The 17,888-nt window shown below is 67.4% G+C and carries 16 protein-coding genes; 11 read left to right on the top strand and 5 right to left on the bottom strand.

Annotation, left to right across the window (positions count from 1 at the left end; translation table 11 throughout):
• Nucleotides 1–10 precede the first annotated feature (10 nt).
• The 9 genes from cysS (at nt 11) to FZ938_RS08230 (ending at nt 11,574) form a co-directional block, all read left to right on the top strand.
• Nucleotides 11–1,387, top strand: a complete 1,377-nt coding sequence (cysS, locus tag FZ938_RS08190; RefSeq protein ID WP_149198072.1) for a cysteine--tRNA ligase — start codon at nt 11–13, stop codon at nt 1,385–1,387.
• Between the two features lie 191 nt (nt 1,388–1,578).
• On the top strand, nt 1,579–2,010 hold the full coding sequence (locus tag FZ938_RS08195; protein WP_149198073.1) for a DoxX family protein: 432 nt from the start codon (nt 1,579–1,581) through the stop codon (nt 2,008–2,010).
• A gap of 120 nt (nt 2,011–2,130) precedes the next feature.
• The gene (locus tag FZ938_RS08200; protein WP_149198074.1) at nt 2,131–3,501 is read left to right on the top strand and encodes a TldD/PmbA family protein; all 1,371 of its coding nucleotides are present in this window, start codon (nt 2,131–2,133) and stop codon (nt 3,499–3,501) included.
• 211 nt (nt 3,502–3,712) lie between these two features.
• Entirely contained in the window at nt 3,713–4,939 is a 1,227-nt protein-coding gene (locus tag FZ938_RS08205) for an ammonium transporter (RefSeq protein ID WP_149198075.1), read from the top strand.
• Nucleotides 4,940–5,051: 112 nt separating this feature from the next.
• Nucleotides 5,052–5,741, top strand: a complete 690-nt coding sequence (purQ, locus tag FZ938_RS08210; RefSeq protein WP_149198076.1) for a phosphoribosylformylglycinamidine synthase subunit PurQ — start codon at nt 5,052–5,054, stop codon at nt 5,739–5,741.
• A complete protein-coding gene (purL, locus tag FZ938_RS08215; protein WP_149198077.1) occupies nt 5,738–7,963 on the top strand; it encodes a phosphoribosylformylglycinamidine synthase subunit PurL in 2,226 nt (741 codons plus the stop codon). The genes purQ and purL overlap by 4 nt, the downstream gene beginning before the upstream one ends.
• A 190-nt stretch (nt 7,964–8,153) precedes the next feature.
• On the top strand, nt 8,154–8,978 hold the full coding sequence (locus FZ938_RS08220) for an MBL fold metallo-hydrolase (RefSeq protein ID WP_149198078.1): 825 nt from the start codon (nt 8,154–8,156) through the stop codon (nt 8,976–8,978).
• Between the two features lie 22 nt (nt 8,979–9,000).
• Complete coding sequence (locus tag FZ938_RS08225; protein ID WP_149198079.1) at nt 9,001–10,230, top strand: SLC13 family permease; 1,230 nt, start codon at nt 9,001–9,003, stop codon at nt 10,228–10,230.
• Nucleotides 10,231–10,353: 123 nt separating this feature from the next.
• Nucleotides 10,354–11,574, top strand: a complete 1,221-nt coding sequence (locus FZ938_RS08230; protein WP_281399672.1) for an HD-GYP domain-containing protein — start codon at nt 10,354–10,356, stop codon at nt 11,572–11,574.
• A gap of 28 nt (nt 11,575–11,602) precedes the next feature.
• On the opposite strand, the gene FZ938_RS08235 is transcribed toward FZ938_RS08230, so the two are convergent.
• From FZ938_RS08235 to FZ938_RS08245, 3 genes are all read right to left on the bottom strand, one after another.
• A complete protein-coding gene (locus FZ938_RS08235; RefSeq protein ID WP_149198080.1) occupies nt 11,603–12,142 on the bottom strand; it encodes a DedA family protein in 540 nt (179 codons plus the stop codon).
• Between the two features lie 224 nt (nt 12,143–12,366).
• Nucleotides 12,367–12,825 (bottom strand): hypothetical protein, encoded by a 459-nt coding sequence (locus FZ938_RS08240; protein WP_149198081.1) that lies wholly within the window; start codon nt 12,823–12,825, stop codon nt 12,367–12,369.
• A 159-nt stretch (nt 12,826–12,984) separates the two neighbouring features.
• Nucleotides 12,985–13,485, bottom strand: a complete 501-nt coding sequence (locus tag FZ938_RS08245) for a putative toxin-antitoxin system toxin component, PIN family (RefSeq protein WP_149198082.1) — start codon at nt 13,483–13,485, stop codon at nt 12,985–12,987.
• Nucleotides 13,486–13,613: 128 nt separating this feature from the next.
• Here FZ938_RS08245 and FZ938_RS08250 point away from each other — a divergent pair, with 128 nt between their 5' ends.
• Both FZ938_RS08250 and FZ938_RS08255 read left to right on the top strand, forming a co-directional pair.
• Nucleotides 13,614–13,973: a response regulator gene (locus FZ938_RS08250; RefSeq protein ID WP_109150077.1), complete on the top strand. Its 360-nt coding sequence runs from the start codon at nt 13,614–13,616 to the stop codon at nt 13,971–13,973.
• A gap of 5 nt (nt 13,974–13,978) precedes the next feature.
• Nucleotides 13,979–14,620 carry a chemotaxis protein gene (locus tag FZ938_RS08255; RefSeq protein WP_149198083.1) on the top strand — a complete coding sequence of 214 codons (642 nt, stop codon included), beginning with the start codon at nt 13,979–13,981 and terminating at the stop codon, nt 14,618–14,620.
• A gap of 182 nt (nt 14,621–14,802) precedes the next feature.
• Here the strand turns inward: FZ938_RS08255 and glyS are convergent, their stop codons facing one another.
• Both glyS and FZ938_RS08265 read right to left on the bottom strand, forming a co-directional pair.
• Complete coding sequence (gene glyS / locus FZ938_RS08260) at nt 14,803–16,890, bottom strand: glycine--tRNA ligase subunit beta (RefSeq protein ID WP_149198084.1); 2,088 nt, start codon at nt 16,888–16,890, stop codon at nt 14,803–14,805.
• Nucleotides 16,891–16,894: 4 nt separating this feature from the next.
• Entirely contained in the window at nt 16,895–17,791 is an 897-nt protein-coding gene (locus tag FZ938_RS08265; protein ID WP_014248542.1) for a glycine--tRNA ligase subunit alpha, read from the bottom strand.
• Nucleotides 17,792–17,888 lie beyond the last annotated feature (97 nt).

Below are 17,888 nucleotides of genomic sequence, written 5' to 3' on the forward strand. Positions count from 1 at the left end.
AGTTCGGACCGTGCCGTTGGACCTCTACAACACGCTGACCCGCCGTAAGGAGCGCTTCGAGCCGCTTCGCCCGGACCATGTCGGCATGTATGTCTGTGGTCCGACCGTCTACGACACCGCCCATATCGGCAACGCCCGGCCGGTTGTGGTGTTCGACCTGCTGTTCCGGCTGCTGTCGCGGCTCTATCCGGCGGTGACCTATGTCCGCAACATCACCGATGTGGACGACAAGATCATCGACCGGGCGCGCGACAGCGGCGAGCCGATCGACGCGCTGACCGCGCGCACCACCGACCTGTTCCATGCAGACATGGACGCGCTGAACGCGCTGCGCCCGACCATCGAGCCGCGGGCGACCCAGCATATCGGCCAGATGATCGCGCTGATCGCCACGCTGATCGAACGCGGCAACGCCTATGCGGCGGAAGGGCACGTGCTGTTCTCGGTGCCGTCGATGCCCAGCTATGGCCAGCTGTCGCGCCGCTCGTTGGACGACATGATCGCCGGCGCGCGGGTGGAGGTGGCTCCTTATAAGCACGATGCCTCCGACTTCGTGCTGTGGAAGCCCAGCACGCCGGACCAGCCCGGTTGGGACAGCCCGTGGGGCCGCGGCCGTCCGGGCTGGCATATCGAGTGCTCCGCCATGGCGAAGGAGCATCTCGGTGTCACCTTCGACATCCATGGCGGCGGGCTGGACCTGATCTTCCCGCACCACGAGAACGAGATCGCGCAGAGCTGCTGCGCCAACGGCACCGACCGGCTGGCCCGCACCTGGGTCCACAACGGCTTCGTCACGGTCGAAGGCGAGAAGATGTCGAAGTCGCTCGGCAACTTCTTCACCGTGCACGACCTGCTGGACGAGTTCCCCGGCGAGGCGATCCGCCTGACCCTGCTGAGCGCGCATTATCGCCAGCCGCTGGACTTCACCCGCGAGGGCATCCGGCAGGCCAAGGGCGCGCTCGACCGCTGGTATCAGGCGTTGCGCGGCGAACCGGTGCCGGCGGCGGGCGAACTGCCCTTCGATGTGCTGGCGGCGCTGGAGGACGACCTCAACAGCCCGCTCGCCATCGCGCATCTGCACGAGCTGGCGACCGCGGTGAACAAGGCGAAGAGCGATGCCGAGAAGGCCGCTGCCAAGGGGGCGCTCCTGGCGGCCGGGCAGCAGCTCGGCCTGTTGCAGCAGGACCCGGAGGCATGGTTCCGCTGGGCGCCGACAGGCGGGGCTGAAGGCCTGAGCGACGCCGAGGTCGAGCAGCTGATCGTCGACCGCAAGTCCGCCCGTGCTGCCAAGAACTTCGCCGAGGCCGACCGCATCCGCAAGGAGCTGGCCGACAAGGGCATCGTCCTGGAAGACGGCCCGCAGGGCACGACCTGGAAGCGGGGATGAGTTAGCGAAAGTCCCCTCTCCCTCCGGGAGAGGGGCACCGAGCCGGGAGAGTGTGCTTCCTCCTTATTGTCCCTCCGTCTGCAACAAACATTCATCGATTCTGCGGATTATCCCGCACCTCGATCCGGCCTAATCTCCTCTTCAGACAAAACGCGGCCCCTCTGGCCCACCTGATCGAGGAGACCCTGACCATGATCGACAATCGCACCGCTCCCTATGCCGCCTTCCTGCTGCGCGTCGGCCTCGGCCTGCTGTTCCTGGCCCACGGCCTTGTGCTGAAGGTGCTGACCTTCACCATTCCCGGCACCGTCGGCTACTTCGAGAGCATCGGTTACCCTGGCGTCTTCGCCTATCTGGTGATCCTGGGCGAGATCGGCGGCGGGCTGCTGCTGATCGCCGGTGTCTACACCCGCTGGATCGCGCTGGCCCTGCTGCCGATCATGATCGGCGCCACGCTGCAGCATGTCGGCAATGGCTGGGTGTTCAATTCGCAGGGCGGCGGTTGGGAGTTCCCGGCCTTCTGGACGGTCCTGCTGGTGGTGCAGTCGCTGCTGGGCGACGGGGCCTTCGCGCTGAAGGTTCCCGCGCTGGGTGCCCCGGCTGCCCGTCGCGAACTGGCCTGATCCGCAACCGTAAACGGCATTCCATGGCGACGTGGAGCGGGGAGGGGGCAATTTGCCTCTTCCCCGTTCCGCGTCGCCGTCCCATTTGGTAGACAGGACGGAGACCAACCGGAGAGCCTGATGACCGTTTCGCCGAACGACCAGCACAAGACGGATTCGTCCGGGGTCCTGAATCTGCTGGACGACCTGATCGCCAAGGCGCGCGCCGCCGGTGCGGATGCCGCCGATGCCGTGCTGTTCGACAGCGCGTCCGTGTCCCTTTCCCACCGGCTGGGCAAGACCGAGAAGCTGGAGCGCTCCGAATCCGGCGATCTCGGCCTGCGGGTGTTCGTCGGCAAGCGGCAGGCGATCGTCTCCTCGACCGACCGCAGCGGCAAGGCGCTGGACGAGTTGGTCGAACGCGCCATCGCCATGGCCCGCGTGGTGCCGGAGGACGGTTTCGCCGGCATCGCCGATCCGGAGCAGCTGGCCCGCAGCTGGCCCGACCTCGACATCTGCGACAGCGAAGAGCCGTCGTCGGAAACGCTGATCGAGCGGGCGCGAATCGCCGAAGAGGCGGCGCTGGCGGTCGAGGGCGTCACCAACTCCGAAGGGGGCGACGCCGGCTGGAGCCGCTCGACCATCGCGATCGCCGCGTCCAACGGCTTCGCCGGCAGCTATGGCGTGTCGCGCCAGTCCTTGTCGGCCTCCGTCCTGGCCGGGACCGGCACGGGGATGGAGCGCGACTATGATTATGACAGCAAGGTCTATGGCGCCGACCTGCGCGATCCGGCGGAGATCGGCCGCGAGGCCGGCGAGCGCGCCGTCCGCCGCCTGAACCCGCGCCGGGTCAAGAGCTGCAAGGTGCCGGTGTTCTTCGACCCGCGGGTGTCGCGCGGCCTGCTCGGCCATCTGACCGGCGCCATCAGCGGCCCCAGCATCGCCCGCGGCACCAGCTTCCTGAAGGACAAGATGGGGCAGCGCATCTTCGCCCCCTCCATCACCATCGTCGACGACCCGCATGTGAAGCGCGGCCTGCGCTCCCGTCCCTTCGATGCCGAGGGCGTCGAAGTGTCGCGGCGCACGCTGATCGAGGACGGCGTGCTGACGACGTGGCTGCTCGACCTGCGCTCCGCCCGGCAGCTTGGCCTGCAGACCACCGGCCACGCCGCCCGCGGCACCTCCGGCCCGCCCGGCCCGGCCCCGGCCAACGTCTATATGGCCGCCGGCAAGCGCAGCCGCGCCGACATGCTGGCGGAGGTCAAGGACGGCTTCTACGTCACCGACCTGATGGGCATGGGTGTCAACGGCGTCACCGGCGACTACAGCCGCGGTGCCGGCGGCTTCTGGATCGAGAACGGCCAGCTCGCCTATCCGGTCAACGAGATCACCATCGCCGGCAACCTCAAGGACATGTTCCTGAACATGGAAGCCGCCGACGATCTGGAACTGCGCTTCGGCATGGATGCGCCGACCGTGCGCATCGACGGCATGACCATAGCCGGTATGTAGGCGTTAAGGGCGGAGGCATCTCCGCCCGTCTCTTCATCACTTGGCATCGTTCTTGCGCAGACAGCGGGCAACCCAAAGCGGGTTCGCCCGCTTTTTGTGCTGCATTTCCGCCACTCTGCCTGTCCAAACGTCAGCTAGGCCCTTGCGCATATTTGCCTGATCTGTTAGCAATCTGCCGCTTTTTTGGGCGAAATGCTGAAGGTTTGTGCAAATGGATGCGGCAAAGACGGGTGGCGACGTCCTTTTCGTGCTGATGGGCGCGGTGATGGTGCTGGCGATGCATTGCGGCTTCGCCCTGCTGGAGGTCGGGACGGTCCGGCGCAAGAATCAGGTCAACGCGCTGGTGAAGATCCTGTCGGACTTCGCCATGTCGACCATCGCCTATTTCTTCGTCGGCTATGCGGTGGCCTATGGCGTCGATTTCTTCGCCGACGCCCACACGCTGGTCGGCAAGGGCGCCGGCGGCTTCGCGGCCTATGGCTACGACCTCGTGAAGTTCTTCTTCCTGGCGACCTTCGCCGCAGCGGTGCCGGCCATCGTGTCGGGCGGCATCGCCGAGCGCGCCAAGTTCTGGCCGCAGGCCGGCGCCACCCTGGCGCTGATCGCGCTGTTCTATCCGCTGCTGGAAGGGACGGTGTGGGGCACCCGCTTCGGCCTGCAAGGTTGGATGGCGACGACCTTCGGCCAACCCTTCCACGACTTCGCAGGATCGGTGGTGGTCCATGCCTTCGGCGGCTGGGTGGCGCTGGGTGCGGTGCTGAATCTTGGCAACCGCCGCGGCCGCTACCGTCCCAACGGCTCGCTGATCGCCATTCCGCCGTCGAACATTCCCTTCCTGGCGCTGGGCGCCTGGGTGCTGTGCGTGGGCTGGTTCGGCTTCAACGTGATGAGCGCCCAGGTGCTGGACGGCGTGACCGGGCTGGTCGCGCTGAACTCGCTGATGGCGATGGTCGGCGGCATCGTCACCTCGCTGGTCATCAGCCGCACCGACCCCGGCTTCGTCCACAACGGCGCGCTGGCCGGTCTGGTGGCGGTCTGCGCCGGCTCCGACGTGATGCACCCGCTGGGCGCGCTGATCACCGGCGGCGTCGCCGGACTGCTGTTCGTCTGGGCCTTCAACAAGTGCCAGATCGACTGGAAGATCGACGACGTGCTGGGCGTGTGGCCGCTGCACGGGCTGTGCGGCCTGACCGGCGGTCTGCTGGCCGGCGTCTTCGGGCAGGAGGCGCTGGGCGGCCTGGGCGGCGTGTCGATCCTCAGCCAGATCGTCGGCACGTTGGGCGGCGCCGGCTTCGGATTCGCCGCCGGTCTGGCGGTCTACGGCCTGCTGCGCGTCACCGTGGGCATCCGGCTCGACCCCGAACAGGAGTACAAGGGCGCCGACCTGTCGTTGCACCACATCACCGCGTACCCGGAAGAGGACGCGCCAACCCTGTAATGCGCCCCGCACAAGTCCGCCGTCCCTTGGCCACCCCTTGCTTTGCCGGGGCGGCGGCTTTAGTGTCCGGCGCGAACTCCTCCCCCTCACGACGCCGGATTTTGACCGCCCCATGAAGGCCGCCATCGTCGTTTTCCCCGGCTCCAACCGCGAACGCGACGCCGTCGCCGCGCTGGAGGCCGTCAGCGGGACCAAGCCGCATCTGGTCTGGCACCGCGACACCGAACTGCCCAAGGTCGACCTGATCGTCGTGCCCGGCGGCTTCTCCTATGGCGATTACCTGCGCTCCGGCGCCATGGCGGCGCATTCGCCGATCATGCGCGAGGTGAAGGCGCGGGCCGATCAGGGCGTCCGGGTGCTCGGCGTCTGCAACGGCTTCCAGATCATCACCGAGGCCGGGCTGCTGCCCGGCGCGCTGATGCGCAACGGTGCCTTGAAGTTCGTCTGCCGTGTCCAGCATCTGCGGGTGGAGAACACCGACAGCCCCTTCACCAAGAAATACGCGAAGGGCCAGATCGTCCGGTTCCCGGTCGCCCACGGCGACGGCAACTACTGGACCGACGCGGAGACGGTGAAGCGGCTGGACGGCGAAGGCCAGGTCGCCTTCCGCTATGTCAGTGACGAGGCGCGCAGCGACCCGCGCGGCAACCCCAACGGCTCGGTGTCCGACATCGCCGGCATCTTCAACGCCAAGCGCACCGTGCTGGGCCTGATGCCGCACCCCGAGGACGCGGTGGAGGCCCTGCACGGCAACACCGACGGCAAGCCCATGTTCGAAGGTCTGGTGGAGGCCCTGTCGTGAGCGCTGAAGCTACCAAGGCGCAGGAGCGTCCGGTCTCCGCCGAACTCGCCAAGGAGTTCGGCCTGTCCGCCGAGGAATACCAGAACGCCCTGGACATCCTGGGCCGCACCCCGACCTTCACCGAGCTGGGCATCATCTCGGTCATGTGGTCGGAGCACTGCTCCTACAAGTCGTCCAAGGTGTGGCTGAAGACGCTGCCGACCACCGGCCCGCAGGTGATCTGCGGCCCCGGCGAAAATGCCGGCGTCGTCGACATCGGTGACGGCGACGCCGTCATCTTCAAGATGGAGAGCCACAACCACCCGTCCTACATCGAACCCTACCAGGGGGCGGCGACGGGCGTCGGCGGCATCCTGCGCGACGTGTTCACCATGGGCGCGCGTCCCATCGCCAACATGAACGCGCTGCGCTTCGGCTCGCCCGACCATCCCAAGACCCGCCATCTGGTCTCGGGCGTCGTCGCCGGCATCGGCGGCTACGGCAACTGCGTCGGCGTGCCGACCGTGGGCGGCGAGACCAACTTCCATCCGGCCTACAACGGCAACATCCTGGTCAACGCCATGACCGTGGGTGTCGCCAAGACCGACAAGATCTTCTATTCGGCCGCCGCCGGCATCGGCAATCCGGTCGTTTATGTCGGGTCGAAGACCGGCCGCGACGGCATCCACGGCGCCACCATGGCGTCGGCCGAATTCACCGAGGATTCGGAGGAGAAGCGTCCGACCGTGCAGGTCGGCGACCCCTTCACCGAGAAGCTGCTGATCGAAGCCTGCCTGGAACTGATGGAGACGGACGCCATCGTCGCCATCCAGGACATGGGTGCGGCCGGCCTGACGTCCTCCTCGGTCGAAATGGCCGGCAAGGGTGGCCTGGGCATCGAGCTGACGCTCGACACCCTGCCGATGCGCGAACAGGCGATGACGCCCTATGAGATCATGCTCTCCGAAAGCCAGGAGCGCATGCTGATCATCCTGAAGCCCGGCCGCGAGGAGGTGGCGAAGGCCATCTTCGACAAGTGGGAACTGGACTTCGCCGTCATCGGCCACCTGACCGACACCGGCAACCTCGTCATCAAGATGTATGGCGAGACCTGGTGCGACATGCCGATCGCCCCGGTGTCCAACGCCGCGCCGGAATACAACCGTCCGTGGGAACCGACGCCGAAGGCGTCCGACCTCGACGAAAGTGTGTTCGACGGTTATTCCGAAAGCCTGGGCGACACGCTGACCAAGCTGTTCGGCTGCCCCGATCTGGCCTCCAAGCGCTGGATTTGGGAGCAGTATGACAGCCTCGTCGGCGGCGACACCCGTTTCATGTCGGGTCAGGCCGACGCCGCGGTCGTCCGCGTGCCGGGCCAGACCAAGGCGGTCGCCATCACCACCGACTGCACCCCGCGCTACTGCCTGGCCGACCCGGTCGAGGGCGGCAAGCAGGCGGTGGCCGAGGCGTGGCGCAACCTGTCGGCGGTGGGCGCCCTGCCGCTCGCCATCACCGACAACATGAACTTCGGCAACCCTGAAAAGCCGCGCATCATGGGCCAGTTCGTCGGCGCCGTCCAAGGCATCGGCGAGGCCTGCAAGGCGCTGGACTTCCCGGTCGTGTCGGGCAACGTCTCGCTCTACAACGAGACGAACGGCGAGGCGATCCTGCCGACTCCGGCCATCGGCGGCGTCGGCATCATGCCGGACGCCATGATCGCCGTCGGCATCGCCTTCCGAGGTGAGGGCGACGTGATCCTCGCCGTCGGCGAGACCAAGGGCCACATCGGCCAGTCGATCTTCCTGCGCGAGATCCTCGGTCGCGAAGAGGGGGCCCCCCCGCCGGTCGATCTGGCGGCGGAGCGCCGCAACGGCGACTTCGTCCGCGGCCTGATCCGCGATGGTCTGGTGGTATCGAGCCACGACGTGGCCGATGGCGGCCTGATCGTCACCATCGCCGAGATGGCGATGGCCGGCGGCATCGGTGCCTACCTGACCGGCTTCGACGGCCAGCATGTCCGCGTGCTGTTCGGCGAGGACCAGGGCCGCTACGTCCTGGCCGTCCGCCCGGACGTTGCCGCGACGGTGCAGGAGAAGGCCAAGGCGGTCGGCGTTCCGGTCAGCGTGTTGGGCGAGACCCGCGGCACCGCGCTGTCGGGCCGTGGCGGCGACATCGTCTCGCTGAAGCGCCTGCGCGAGGCCAACGAAGGCTGGCTGCCGACCTACATGGCGGCCGAGCTGTAAGACGGCCGAACGGTTTGGCGGCCGAGCAGTAGGATGTTTGGCGGGGTCGCTTCCAGTGAAGCGGCCCCGTCCATTTTTCGGCGATCATTTCTTGCCGAACGTCCACCATCGTGTACATACCGAAGGAACGCGCTAAACTCGCCGTCCAAAGGGGTTGGAACGGTGCATCGTTGCGCCTGGAGGCGGGGGAATGGGGTTTTCAGTCACCTTCTGGGGGGTGCGCGGCACGATTCCCTGCCCGATGGCCTCGCATCTGGGGTTCGGCGGCAACACGTCCTGCGTCGAAGTGCAGGCGGGAAAACAGCGGATCATCATCGACGCCGGCACCGGACTGCGGATGCTGGGCCGCAAGCTGCTGGCCGAGGGGGTGACCAGCGCGACGCTGCTGCTGAGCCATACCCATCTGGACCATATCAGCGGCTTTCCCTTCTTCGCGCCGGCCTACACCAAGGGGTTCGACCTGCGGGTGGTCTCCGGCCATCTGGCCGGCAGTCCCGACATCGAATCGGTGATGGCGCGCCAGATGGAACGGCCGCTGTTCCCGGTGCCGCTGCGCACCATGGGCGGCAACCTGAGCTTCCTTGAGGTGCCGCCCGGCCACAGCTTCAAGCTGGAGGGAGGGGTGCGAATCCATACCGGGGCGCTCAACCATCCCGACGGCGCCACCGGTTATCGGATCGAGTATCAGGGGCGGTCGGTCGCCTATGTTACCGACACCGAGCATGTGCCGGATCAGCCCGACCGCAACATCCTGAACCTTGTCGATGGCGTCGATCTGCTGCTCTACGACTCGACCTACACGGACGAGGAATGGGCGCAGCGCGTCGGCTGGGGCCATTCCACCTGGATGGAGGCGGTGCGGATCGCCCGCGCGGCCCATGTGAAGACGTTGGGTCTGTTCCATCACGATCCCGACCACGACGATGCCACCATGGAGCGGATCGAGGCGGCGGCGAAGGCGGAGTTCCCGAACTGCTTTGCCGCGCGCGAGGGAACCACCATCTCCCTCGACTGACTTTCCCTGCGCATCGGGCATTATGACCGCCACCATCCTGATTCTGTTCACCGCCACCTATCTGGGCATGGCTCTGGGGCGTTTTCCCGGTCTCAGCATCGACCGCACCGGGATCGCGCTGGTCGCGGCGATCCTGCTGCTGGCGGCCGGAGCGCTCGACACCACGCAATTGGTCGCGGCGGTCGATTTCCCGACGATCTTCATCCTGCTCGGGCTGATGATCCTGTCGGCGCAATATGCCGGCAGCGGCTTCTACGACTGGTGCGCGCTGAGGGTGGCGCAAGCGGCGCGTTCGCCGGCGCGGCTGCTGGCGGTGATCGTGCTGGTCGCCGGCGGATTGTCGGCGGTGCTGGCGAACGACGTGGTGGTCTTCGCGATGACGCCGATGCTGTGCCTGGGCTTGCAGGCCCGCAAGCTGGACCCGCGGCCCTACCTGATCGCGCTCGCGGGGGCGGCCAATGCCGGATCGGCGGCCACGCTGATCGGCAACCCGCAGAACATTCTGATCGGGCAGATCGGGCATCTCGATTTCTGGCGTTTCCTTGCGGTCTGCGGCGGTCCGGCGCTGGCGGCCATGGCCATCGTCTACGGCACCGTCTGGCTCGTCTGGCGCGGGCGCTTCGGCATGCCGCAGGAGGGCGGGGGACAGGTGGCGCCGGTGACGCTCGACCGCTGGCAGCTGGGCAAGGCAGTGGTGGCGACGCTGGTGCTGCTGGTGCTGTTCACCCGCGACATTCCGCAGGAACATGCGGTGCTGCTGGTCGCCGGTGTGATGATGATCAGCCGGCGCATGGCCAGCCGCGACATGCTGGGGATGGTCGACTGGCATCTGCTGGTGCTGTTCGCGGCACTCTTCGCCATCAACCACGCGTTGGGGCTGACCGGCATCCCGGCGGCCCTGGTCGGCGACCTGCAGGCGGCGGGATGGCTGCCCGACCGGCTGGCGGTGATGCTGCCGCTGGCGCTGGCCGGCAGCAACAGCATCGGCAATGTCCCGGCGGTGATCCTGTTGCTGGCCGCCTGGCCATCCCCGCCGGAGGGGGCGCTCTATGGTCTGGCGCTGCTGTCGACCCTGGCGGGCAACCTGCTGCTACCGGGCAGCCTCGCCAACATCATCGTGGCGGAGCGGGCGGCGGCGTCCGGGGTCCGGCTGGGCTTCGTCGAGCATGCCCGCTGCGGCGTGCCGATGGCGCTGCTGTCGATGGCGCTGGCGGCGGTCTGGCTGTGGGCCGGCGGCTGGATGGGGCTGTGACTCGTCATCTGTGACCTGTGACCAGCCCGTGACTTTCAGGACCGCAAGGCCCTTCTTCCGGATGCGACAAATGGGGTACTCTGTTCGTGCACCGTTGTATGTGCGCCGGGGTGGGGGAGCGCTGTGGGTCTGGTCGGCCAATTCCTTGAATTTATCGAAAGTGCGCCGAACCGGTCGCTGCGATCGCTCAGCGATCGGGTGCTGCGCAAATGCCGCGACCTGACGGGAGCGGAGGCCGGCACGATCTTCATGCTGCGTGGGCAGGGGCGACACCGGCATCTGGAGGCGGTCAGCGCCCAGAACGACGTGATCCGCGCGAAACCGACGCTGTTCTCCGTGCCGGTCAGCCAAGCCTCCATCGTCGGGTATGTCGCGGCGACCGGAGAGACGCTGCTGCTGGAGGATGCCTACGCCATCGCGGAGGATCGGCCTTACAGCTTCAACCCCGCCTTCGACCAGCGCACCGGCTTCCGCACCCGTTCCATCATGGCCTTTGCTTTGAAAGGCTTCCGCGACCGGCCGATCGGGGTGGTGCAGTTGATCAACCGCCGCCCGGAGGAGGGACCACCCGCCTTTCTGCCGGAACATGAGCAGATGATCGCCCCGGTCAACCACATCGTCGGCCGGGCGTTGGAGCGGGCCGCGACGCTGGAGCGGCTGACCGAGCGCAACCGCGCCCTGACCCGCGAGCGCCGCCGCGTCGCCGAGCTTCAGGCGGAGACGGAGCGCGCCTTCATGGTGTCGGTCAATCTGCTGGCCCGCGCCGCCGAGGTGCATGACGAGGACACCGGCAACCACATCCTGCGCGTCAACGAATACTCCCACGCGCTGGCCACCTGGGCCGGCTGCAGCCGCGCCTTCTGCGACGAGATCCGCTTTTCCGCCGCCCTGCACGATGTCGGCAAGATGAGCGTCGATCAGGCGGTTCTGCACAAGAAGGGCCGGCTCGACGATCGCGAACTGGCGGAGATGCGGCGCCATCCGGTCTACGGCCACGATATTCTGGTCGCGTCGGATCGGCTGAAGATGGCCGCCGAGATCGCGCTGTACCATCACGAGCAATGGGCCGGCACCGGCTACCCCCATGGCCTGAAGGGGGAGGAAATCCCGCTGGCCGCCCGCATCGTCGCCATCGCCGACTGCTACGACGCCCTGCGCAGCGCCCGACCCTACAAGCCGTCATTCAGCCACGAGAAGGCGGTCGACATCCTGCTGAACGGTGACGACCGTCTGGAGCCGAGGGTCCATTTCGACCCGCGCCTGCTCTCGCTGTTCGCCGGTCGCCATGCGGAATTCGATGCGATCTGGGAGCGGCTGAAGGATCAGGAGACTCTTGCGGTCTGAGACTGGTGCGGTCTGAGAAGCCGGCGGATCACTCCGCCGGGTTGGTCGCGGCAAGCGCACGGCGGCGGACCCAGCGGAAGCTCTTGACCCCGATCCACAGACCGCCGATGGCAAGGCCGCTCAGCAGAAGGATCTTCGGGCCGTCCTCGCCGATGGCGGCGGCGGCTTCACCGAACAGGTAACCGGCCCCGGCGAAAGTCCAGGCCCAGATGCCGGCGGCGATGAAGTTCCAGAACAGGAAGCGGGACCACCGCATGCCGGAGGTGCCAATGGCGACGGACGCGATGTTGCGCACGCCGTAGAGGAAACGGAAGACCAGAATGAAGGCGACGCCGTATCTCTCCAGCCAGCTCAGGACCCGGCAGGCATGGGCATCGGCGGACGGAAAGCGGGCGAGTGCCCTTTTGCCCCAGCGGCGGCCCAGCCAGAACCACACCTGATCGCCCATGAAGCTGCCGATCCACACCGAACCGACCAGCCAATACAGATTGATGATGCCAAGTTTGGCGCCCATCCCGCCGAAGATTACAAATGTTTCACCTTCAAAAAAGGCCCAGATAAAGGCCATCGGGTAAAAGGCGTTCCCCCATTCCTGCAACCAATTGATCCAGTCCAAAGACCCCTCCGGGAGACGTCGCTTGTGGGTTCCGCGGGCCCGGTGGCGCTTTGTAACCGCTATATTGTGCGATGCGGTATGTAGAGCGTGGGCTGGGACAGATCATGACATAAAGCCGCGCTGTTTGTCTCGGAAACTTTATTGACTAAGGGGCCGCCCCAACGGTGAGACGTGGCTCAGAAGTCATCCCCGGACAATTCGCCGACAGCCTGCCGCGCGGCGCGCAAAAGGGCGGGGTTGGGCTCCATCGCGACATCCCCATCCTCACCATCGGCATCGCTGCGGTCGGGCGCGGCGCGGCGTTTCAGTTCGCGTGCCGCCTCGATCAGCAGATGGGCCAGCCGCTGATCGGGCAGCGCCTGTACCAGCGCCCGAAGCTCGGGATTGGACAGCGCGGCGGGATCGAAGGCCGGGGGAGGGGGCGGTGGGGCCGGCGGGGCGAGCGGCAGGGTCGCGACAGTCGCCGCCATCACCGCCGCCCTGGGCAGGGGCGCGGCCTCCCGCACCACATCGACCGCGACCTGGGCGGCCATCGTCGACAGTGTGGCACCCGTCGCGGCAGCCCGCGCCCGGCGCGGCTTGCGCGCCGGTTCGGTCTCCGGCAGATCGTCGAACAGAAGCCGTTGGACGCTCATCGCTGCGGTTGCCCCCTGCGCTCCACCAATACCCACCCACACCGCCGGCACCGTGGCACCGACCATTCCCTGTTCACCCGCAGTTTGCGGTGTGTTCTCTTTTCATTCTAGAAAGCGCGTCGGGTTTGTCGAGTGGATTCTGGCGGCTATGTCCGCAGGCTAATGTTGGGGACCATGCTGGAGAGCCGTCGCCTCCAGGAAGCGTTCGGGCCGCAGCACCCGCGTTTCGCCGGCCCGGCGCACCGACAGGAGCTGGCGGTCGACCGTCACCAGCCAGGGCACCGATCCGCCGACGGCCGCCGCCAGGAACATGTCGTCTTCCGGATCGCGGCACAGGCGCCCGACCGCGGCGGGAGCGACCAGCGTCGTCTCGTTCCTGATGCGATCCAGGAAGGCGCGGCGATCTGCCGCGGGGGTATAGCGGTCGAAGGTCGGGCGCATCAGCACCTCCTCGAGTTCCGCCAGCGTTTCGGTGCTGCCGACGAGGCCCTGGTCAGTGCGCACGCGTTCCACGCAGCGGCGGATCGCGTCGTGCCGGCGTGCCGCGGCATCGCCCAGCAGCGCATAGGCAACCAGGATGTTGGTGTCGAGAACGGCCCGGACCGGCGCCGGAGCCGAAGGGCGAGTCGCGTCGGGGGCGGCAGGGTCGCGGCTGAGCATTGATATATTGCAGGACCGTCGCGGTTGAAGTTGTCGGGACCGATGCGAAGCGTCTGTTGTGGGCAGGAACGCTTTGCGGTAAGAAGCCCGCAAGGTGTGAACGGAACCTTTAGGACGGAAATATCGGCATGACCAGCATCCTCGTCGTCGACGACAGCCGACTGGCGCGCAACATGGTCTCCAGCGTCATCGCCTCTCTGCGGCCCGACTGGACCATCGTCACCGCGGCCAGCGGCGAAGAGGGGCTGGAGATCGTCGGCGATGTGCCGCCGGTCGCCGCCATCGTCGATTACAACATGCCGGGCATGGACGGGCTGCAGCTTGCCGAGCGGCTGAAAGAGCGCTTCGTCGGCCTGCCGATCGGCCTGCTGACCGCCAACGTGCAGGACACCCTGAAGCGCAAGGCGGAGGCGCTGGGCGTCCGCTTCATCGCCAAGCCGATCACCTCGGACAAGATCCGCGACTTCCTCGCCGCGGCCGGGCAGTGACGCCGATGGCCGACTCCACATCCGCCGGCCCGGCATCGGAAGACCCGCTCCGCCTCGACGCCGACGAGGCCGACGCCATCGCCGAGCTGTTCAACATCGGGATGGGCGAACCGGCCGCCGCGCTCAGCTCCATGCTGGGCGAGGAGGTGCATCTGTCGGTGCCGTCCTTCGCGGTGTCGACCCGCGCCCGCATCACCAGCGAGGTGGGCGACGAGTTGGACGGCGATCAGCCGGTCTGCGCCGTGCGCGGCGCCTTCACCGGCCCCTTCACCGGCGAAGCGTTGCTGATCTTCCCGGAACGCGGCACGCTGGCCCTGGTAGGCCGCCTCGTCCCCGTCGATCCCGCCGCCGAGGCGCCGGGCGAGATGGAGCAGGACGCGCTGACCGAGATCGGCAACATCATCCTGAACGGCTGCCTCGCCAGCCTGTCCAACCTGATCGGCGGCGAGCTGTCGGGCGCGGTTCCGGGCTATGGCACCGGCGCGCCGTCGGCGGTCATCGGGTCGGCCACCGACCCGGTGCTGTTCGTGCGCATCGACATGGCGCTTGCGGCCGGCGATGCCAGCGGGCATGCGCTGTTCCTGCTGGACATCGCCTCGCTGGATGCATTCCGCGAAGCGATCCGGCGGGCCTTGGCGGGGTTGTGATAAGGAGGGTTGAGGCTTTTGCCCCCTCCCTAACCCTCCCCCACCTTCGGTGGGAGAGGGGACTGCCGCTGCTTCGGCATTGAAGTACCGCTGCCAAGCGTCCTACTCCCTCCACCGCCAAAGGCGGGAGAGGGATGGGGAGGGGGCAGAGAACGGAAGGGAGGCGCGAATGCCCCCCAGCCTCACCCCTCGATCTTCGAGAAGTCGGCCACCGTGTTCAGGGTCGTGCGGATCTGCGTCAGCAGGCGCAGGCGGTTGGCGCGCAGGTCCTTGTCCTCCGCGTTCACCGTCACCTTGTCGAAGAAGGCGTCCACCGGACCGCGCAGCTTCGCCAGCGCCGCCATGGTGCCGGTGAAGTCCTCCGCGTCCAGCAGCGGCTTGGCGGTGTCCGAGGCTTCGTTCAGCGCAGCGAACAACGCCTTTTCCTCGTCCTGGGCCAGACGGTCGGCGTCGACCGGCTGGTCGAAGCTGGCGCCGTCCTTCTTCTCCTCGATGCGGACGATGTTGGAGGCGCGCTTGTAGGCCGCTGCCAAGTTGGCGCCCTCGTCGGAGCCGACGAAGGCCTGCAGAGCCTTCACGCGGGCCAGCAGCCGCACCAGATCGTCCTCGCCGCCGAGCGCGAACACCGCATCGACCAGATCGTGGCGGACGCCCTGCTCGCGCAGCACCACCTTCAGGCGGTCGGCGAAGAAGGACATCAGATCGCCGCCGACACTGCCGGCCGGAGCGAAGCCGCTGACCGTGTAGGCACCGTGGGCCGCCGCGAACACCTCGGACAGCTTCACCCGCAGCCCGTTCTCCAGCACCAGCCGGATCACGCCCAGCGCGGCGCGGCGCAGTGCATAGGGGTCTTTCGAGCCCGTCGGCTTCTCGTCGATGGCGAAGAAGCCGACCAGCGTGTCGATCTTGTCGGCCAGCGCCACCGAAACCGAAACCGGCGCGGTCGGGCAGCTGTCCGACGGACCCAGCGGCTTGTAATGGTCGGCGATGGCGTTGGCGACGTCGGCGCTCTCGCCCTGGCCCAGCGCGTAGTAGCGGCCCATGATCCCCTGGACCTCGGGGAACTCGCCGACCACCTCGGTCACCAGATCGGCCTTGCAGAGCAGGGCGGCGCGGCTGGCGGCGTCGCTGTCGGCACCAATGGCACGGGCGATCTCGGCGGCCAGCAGCTGCACGCGGGTGACCTTCTCGGCCACCGTGCCCAGCTTGGCGTGGAAGGTGATCTTCTCCAGCGCCGGGACGCGGGCTTCCAGCTTGGTCTTGCGGTCCTGGTCCCAGAAGAACTTGGCGTCGGACAGGCGGGCGCGCAGCACGCGCTCGTTGCCGGCGACCACGGCCTTGCCGCCGTCCAGCGTCTCGGTGTTCGCCACGACGATGAAGCGCGGGGCCATCTTGCCCTCGGCGTCCAGCACGGCGAAATACTTCTGGTGGGTGCGCATGGAGGTGATGAGCACCTCCGACGGCACGTCCATGAAGCTCTCGTCGATGCCGCCCATCAGCACGACCGGCCATTCGACGAGGCCGGCGACCTCCTCCAGCAGGGCGTCGTCGGGCGACAGGGTCAGGCCCTGGGCCTTGGCCAGCGCCTCGGCGTCGGCCTTGATCTTGGCCTTGCGCTCCTCGCGGTCGAGCACGACCTTGGCGGCGCGCAGTTTCTCCTTGTAGTCGGCGAAGCTCTCGACCGTGAAGGCGTCGGGGGCCAGGAAGCGGTGGCCGCGGGTGACATTGCCGAAGGCGATGCGGCCCTGGGTGCCGCCGATGTCATAGCCGCCGTCGAGCACGCGCCCGCCGAACAGGGCGATGATCGAGTGCAGCGGACGGACCCAGCGCACGGTGCCGGTGCCCCAGCGCATCGACTTCGGCCAGGGCAGCTCGGCCATGGCGGCGGGAATGATCTCCGCCAGCACCTCGGCGGTCTCGCGGCCCTTCTTCTCGGTCACCGCGAAATAGAAGACGCCCTTGCCGGTGTCGCGCTGCTCGCACTGGTCGAGGCTGTCGAGGCCGGCCGACTTCAGGAAGCCGGCGACCGCCTGCTCCGGCGAGCCGACGCGCGGACCCTTCTTCTCCTCGCGCACGTCGGCGGTGCGCTCCGGCAGCCCGTCGACCACCAGGGCCAGACGGCGCGGGGTGGAGTGCGCTTCGGCCTTGGCGAAGGTCAGGCCGTTCGCCGCCAGCTTGTCGGTGACGAGGCGCTTCAGGTCGTCTGCGGCCCGCGCCTGCATGCGGGCGGGGATTTCCTCGGAGAAGAATTCGATCAGGAGTTCGGTCATGTTATTACTTCGCCCCCGTCCAGACTTCGCAGCAGGCCTTCGCCAGCGTGCGCACGCGGCCGATATAGGCGGCGCGCTCGACAACGCTGATCACGCCGCGGGCGTCCAGCAGGTTGAACAGATGCGACGCCTTGATGCACTGGTCATAGGCGGGCAGCGCAAGGTTCTGCGCCACCAGTGCCTGGCATTCGGCCTCGGCGTCCTTGAAATGCTGGAGCAGCATGTCGGTGTTGGCGAACTCGAAATTGTGCTTCGAATATTCGACCTCGGCCCGCTTGAACACGTCGCCGTACTTTACGCCCTGGCCGTTGAAGTCCAGGTCGTAGACATTCTCGACGCCCTGCACATACATGGCGAGGCGTTCCAGCCCATAGGTCAGTTCGACTGCGACCGGATCGCATTCGATGCCGCCGACCTGCTGGAAATAGGTGTACTGCGTCACTTCCATGCCGTCGCACCACACTTCCCAGCCCAGGCCCCAGGCGCCCAGCGTCGGGCTTTCCCAGTCGTCCTCGACGAAGCGGATGTCGTGCAGCGCCGGGTCGATGCCGATGGCGCGCAGGCTGTCCAGGTAAAGCTCCTGCGCGTTGGCCGGCGAGGGCTTCATGATGACCTGGTACTGGTAGTAATGCTGAAGCCGGTTCGGGTTCTCGCCATAGCGGCCGTCCTTCGGCCGGCGGGACGGCTGGACATAGGCCGCCTTCCAGGCATCGGGCCCCAGCGCGCGCAGCGTGGTCGCCGGATGGAAGGTGCCGGCGCCGACCTCCATGTCGTAGGGCTGCAGGATGACGCAACCCTGCTCCGACCAGAACTGGTGGAGCTTGAGGATCAGGGCCTGGAACGACAGGCCGCGGCGGTCGGCGGAGTTTCCGCCGTCGGAAGTCCCGATCTGGGAGGCCATGGACGGTCCACAATGGAAATGTTGAAAACGCGCGGCACGATAGGCGGGTGCCACCGCCAAATCAAGCCGCAGCGCAGAGCGCGATCAAGCCGTAGCG

Source organism: Azospirillum oryzae (genome assembly GCF_008364795.1).
Taxonomy (GTDB): domain Bacteria; phylum Pseudomonadota; class Alphaproteobacteria; order Azospirillales; family Azospirillaceae; genus Azospirillum; species Azospirillum oryzae.

Excerpts from the sequence above, each read along its gene's own strand:
- FZ938_RS08195 (WP_149198073.1), top strand. The coding sequence starts at position 1,579 with ATGATCGACAATCGCACCGCTCCCTATGCCGCCTTCCTGCTGCGCGTC.
- FZ938_RS08200 (WP_149198074.1), top strand. The coding sequence starts at position 2,131 with ATGACCGTTTCGCCGAACGACCAGCACAAGACGGATTCGTCCGGGGTC.
- FZ938_RS08205 (WP_149198075.1), top strand. The coding sequence starts at position 3,713 with ATGGATGCGGCAAAGACGGGTGGCGACGTCCTTTTCGTGCTGATGGGC.
- purQ (WP_149198076.1), top strand. The coding sequence starts at position 5,052 with ATGAAGGCCGCCATCGTCGTTTTCCCCGGCTCCAACCGCGAACGCGAC.
- FZ938_RS08220 (WP_149198078.1), top strand. The coding sequence starts at position 8,154 with ATGGGGTTTTCAGTCACCTTCTGGGGGGTGCGCGGCACGATTCCCTGC.
- FZ938_RS08225 (WP_149198079.1), top strand. The coding sequence starts at position 9,001 with ATGACCGCCACCATCCTGATTCTGTTCACCGCCACCTATCTGGGCATG.
- FZ938_RS08235 (WP_149198080.1), bottom strand. The coding sequence starts at position 12,142 with ATGGCCTTTATCTGGGCCTTTTTTGAAGGTGAAACATTTGTAATCTTC.
- FZ938_RS08240 (WP_149198081.1), bottom strand. The coding sequence starts at position 12,825 with ATGAGCGTCCAACGGCTTCTGTTCGACGATCTGCCGGAGACCGAACCG.
- FZ938_RS08245 (WP_149198082.1), bottom strand. The coding sequence starts at position 13,485 with ATGCTCAGCCGCGACCCTGCCGCCCCCGACGCGACTCGCCCTTCGGCT.
- FZ938_RS08250 (WP_109150077.1), top strand. The coding sequence starts at position 13,614 with ATGACCAGCATCCTCGTCGTCGACGACAGCCGACTGGCGCGCAACATG.
- FZ938_RS08255 (WP_149198083.1), top strand. The coding sequence starts at position 13,979 with ATGGCCGACTCCACATCCGCCGGCCCGGCATCGGAAGACCCGCTCCGC.
- glyS (WP_149198084.1), bottom strand. The coding sequence starts at position 16,890 with ATGACCGAACTCCTGATCGAATTCTTCTCCGAGGAAATCCCCGCCCGC.
- FZ938_RS08265 (WP_014248542.1), bottom strand. The coding sequence starts at position 17,791 with ATGGCCTCCCAGATCGGGACTTCCGACGGCGGAAACTCCGCCGACCGC.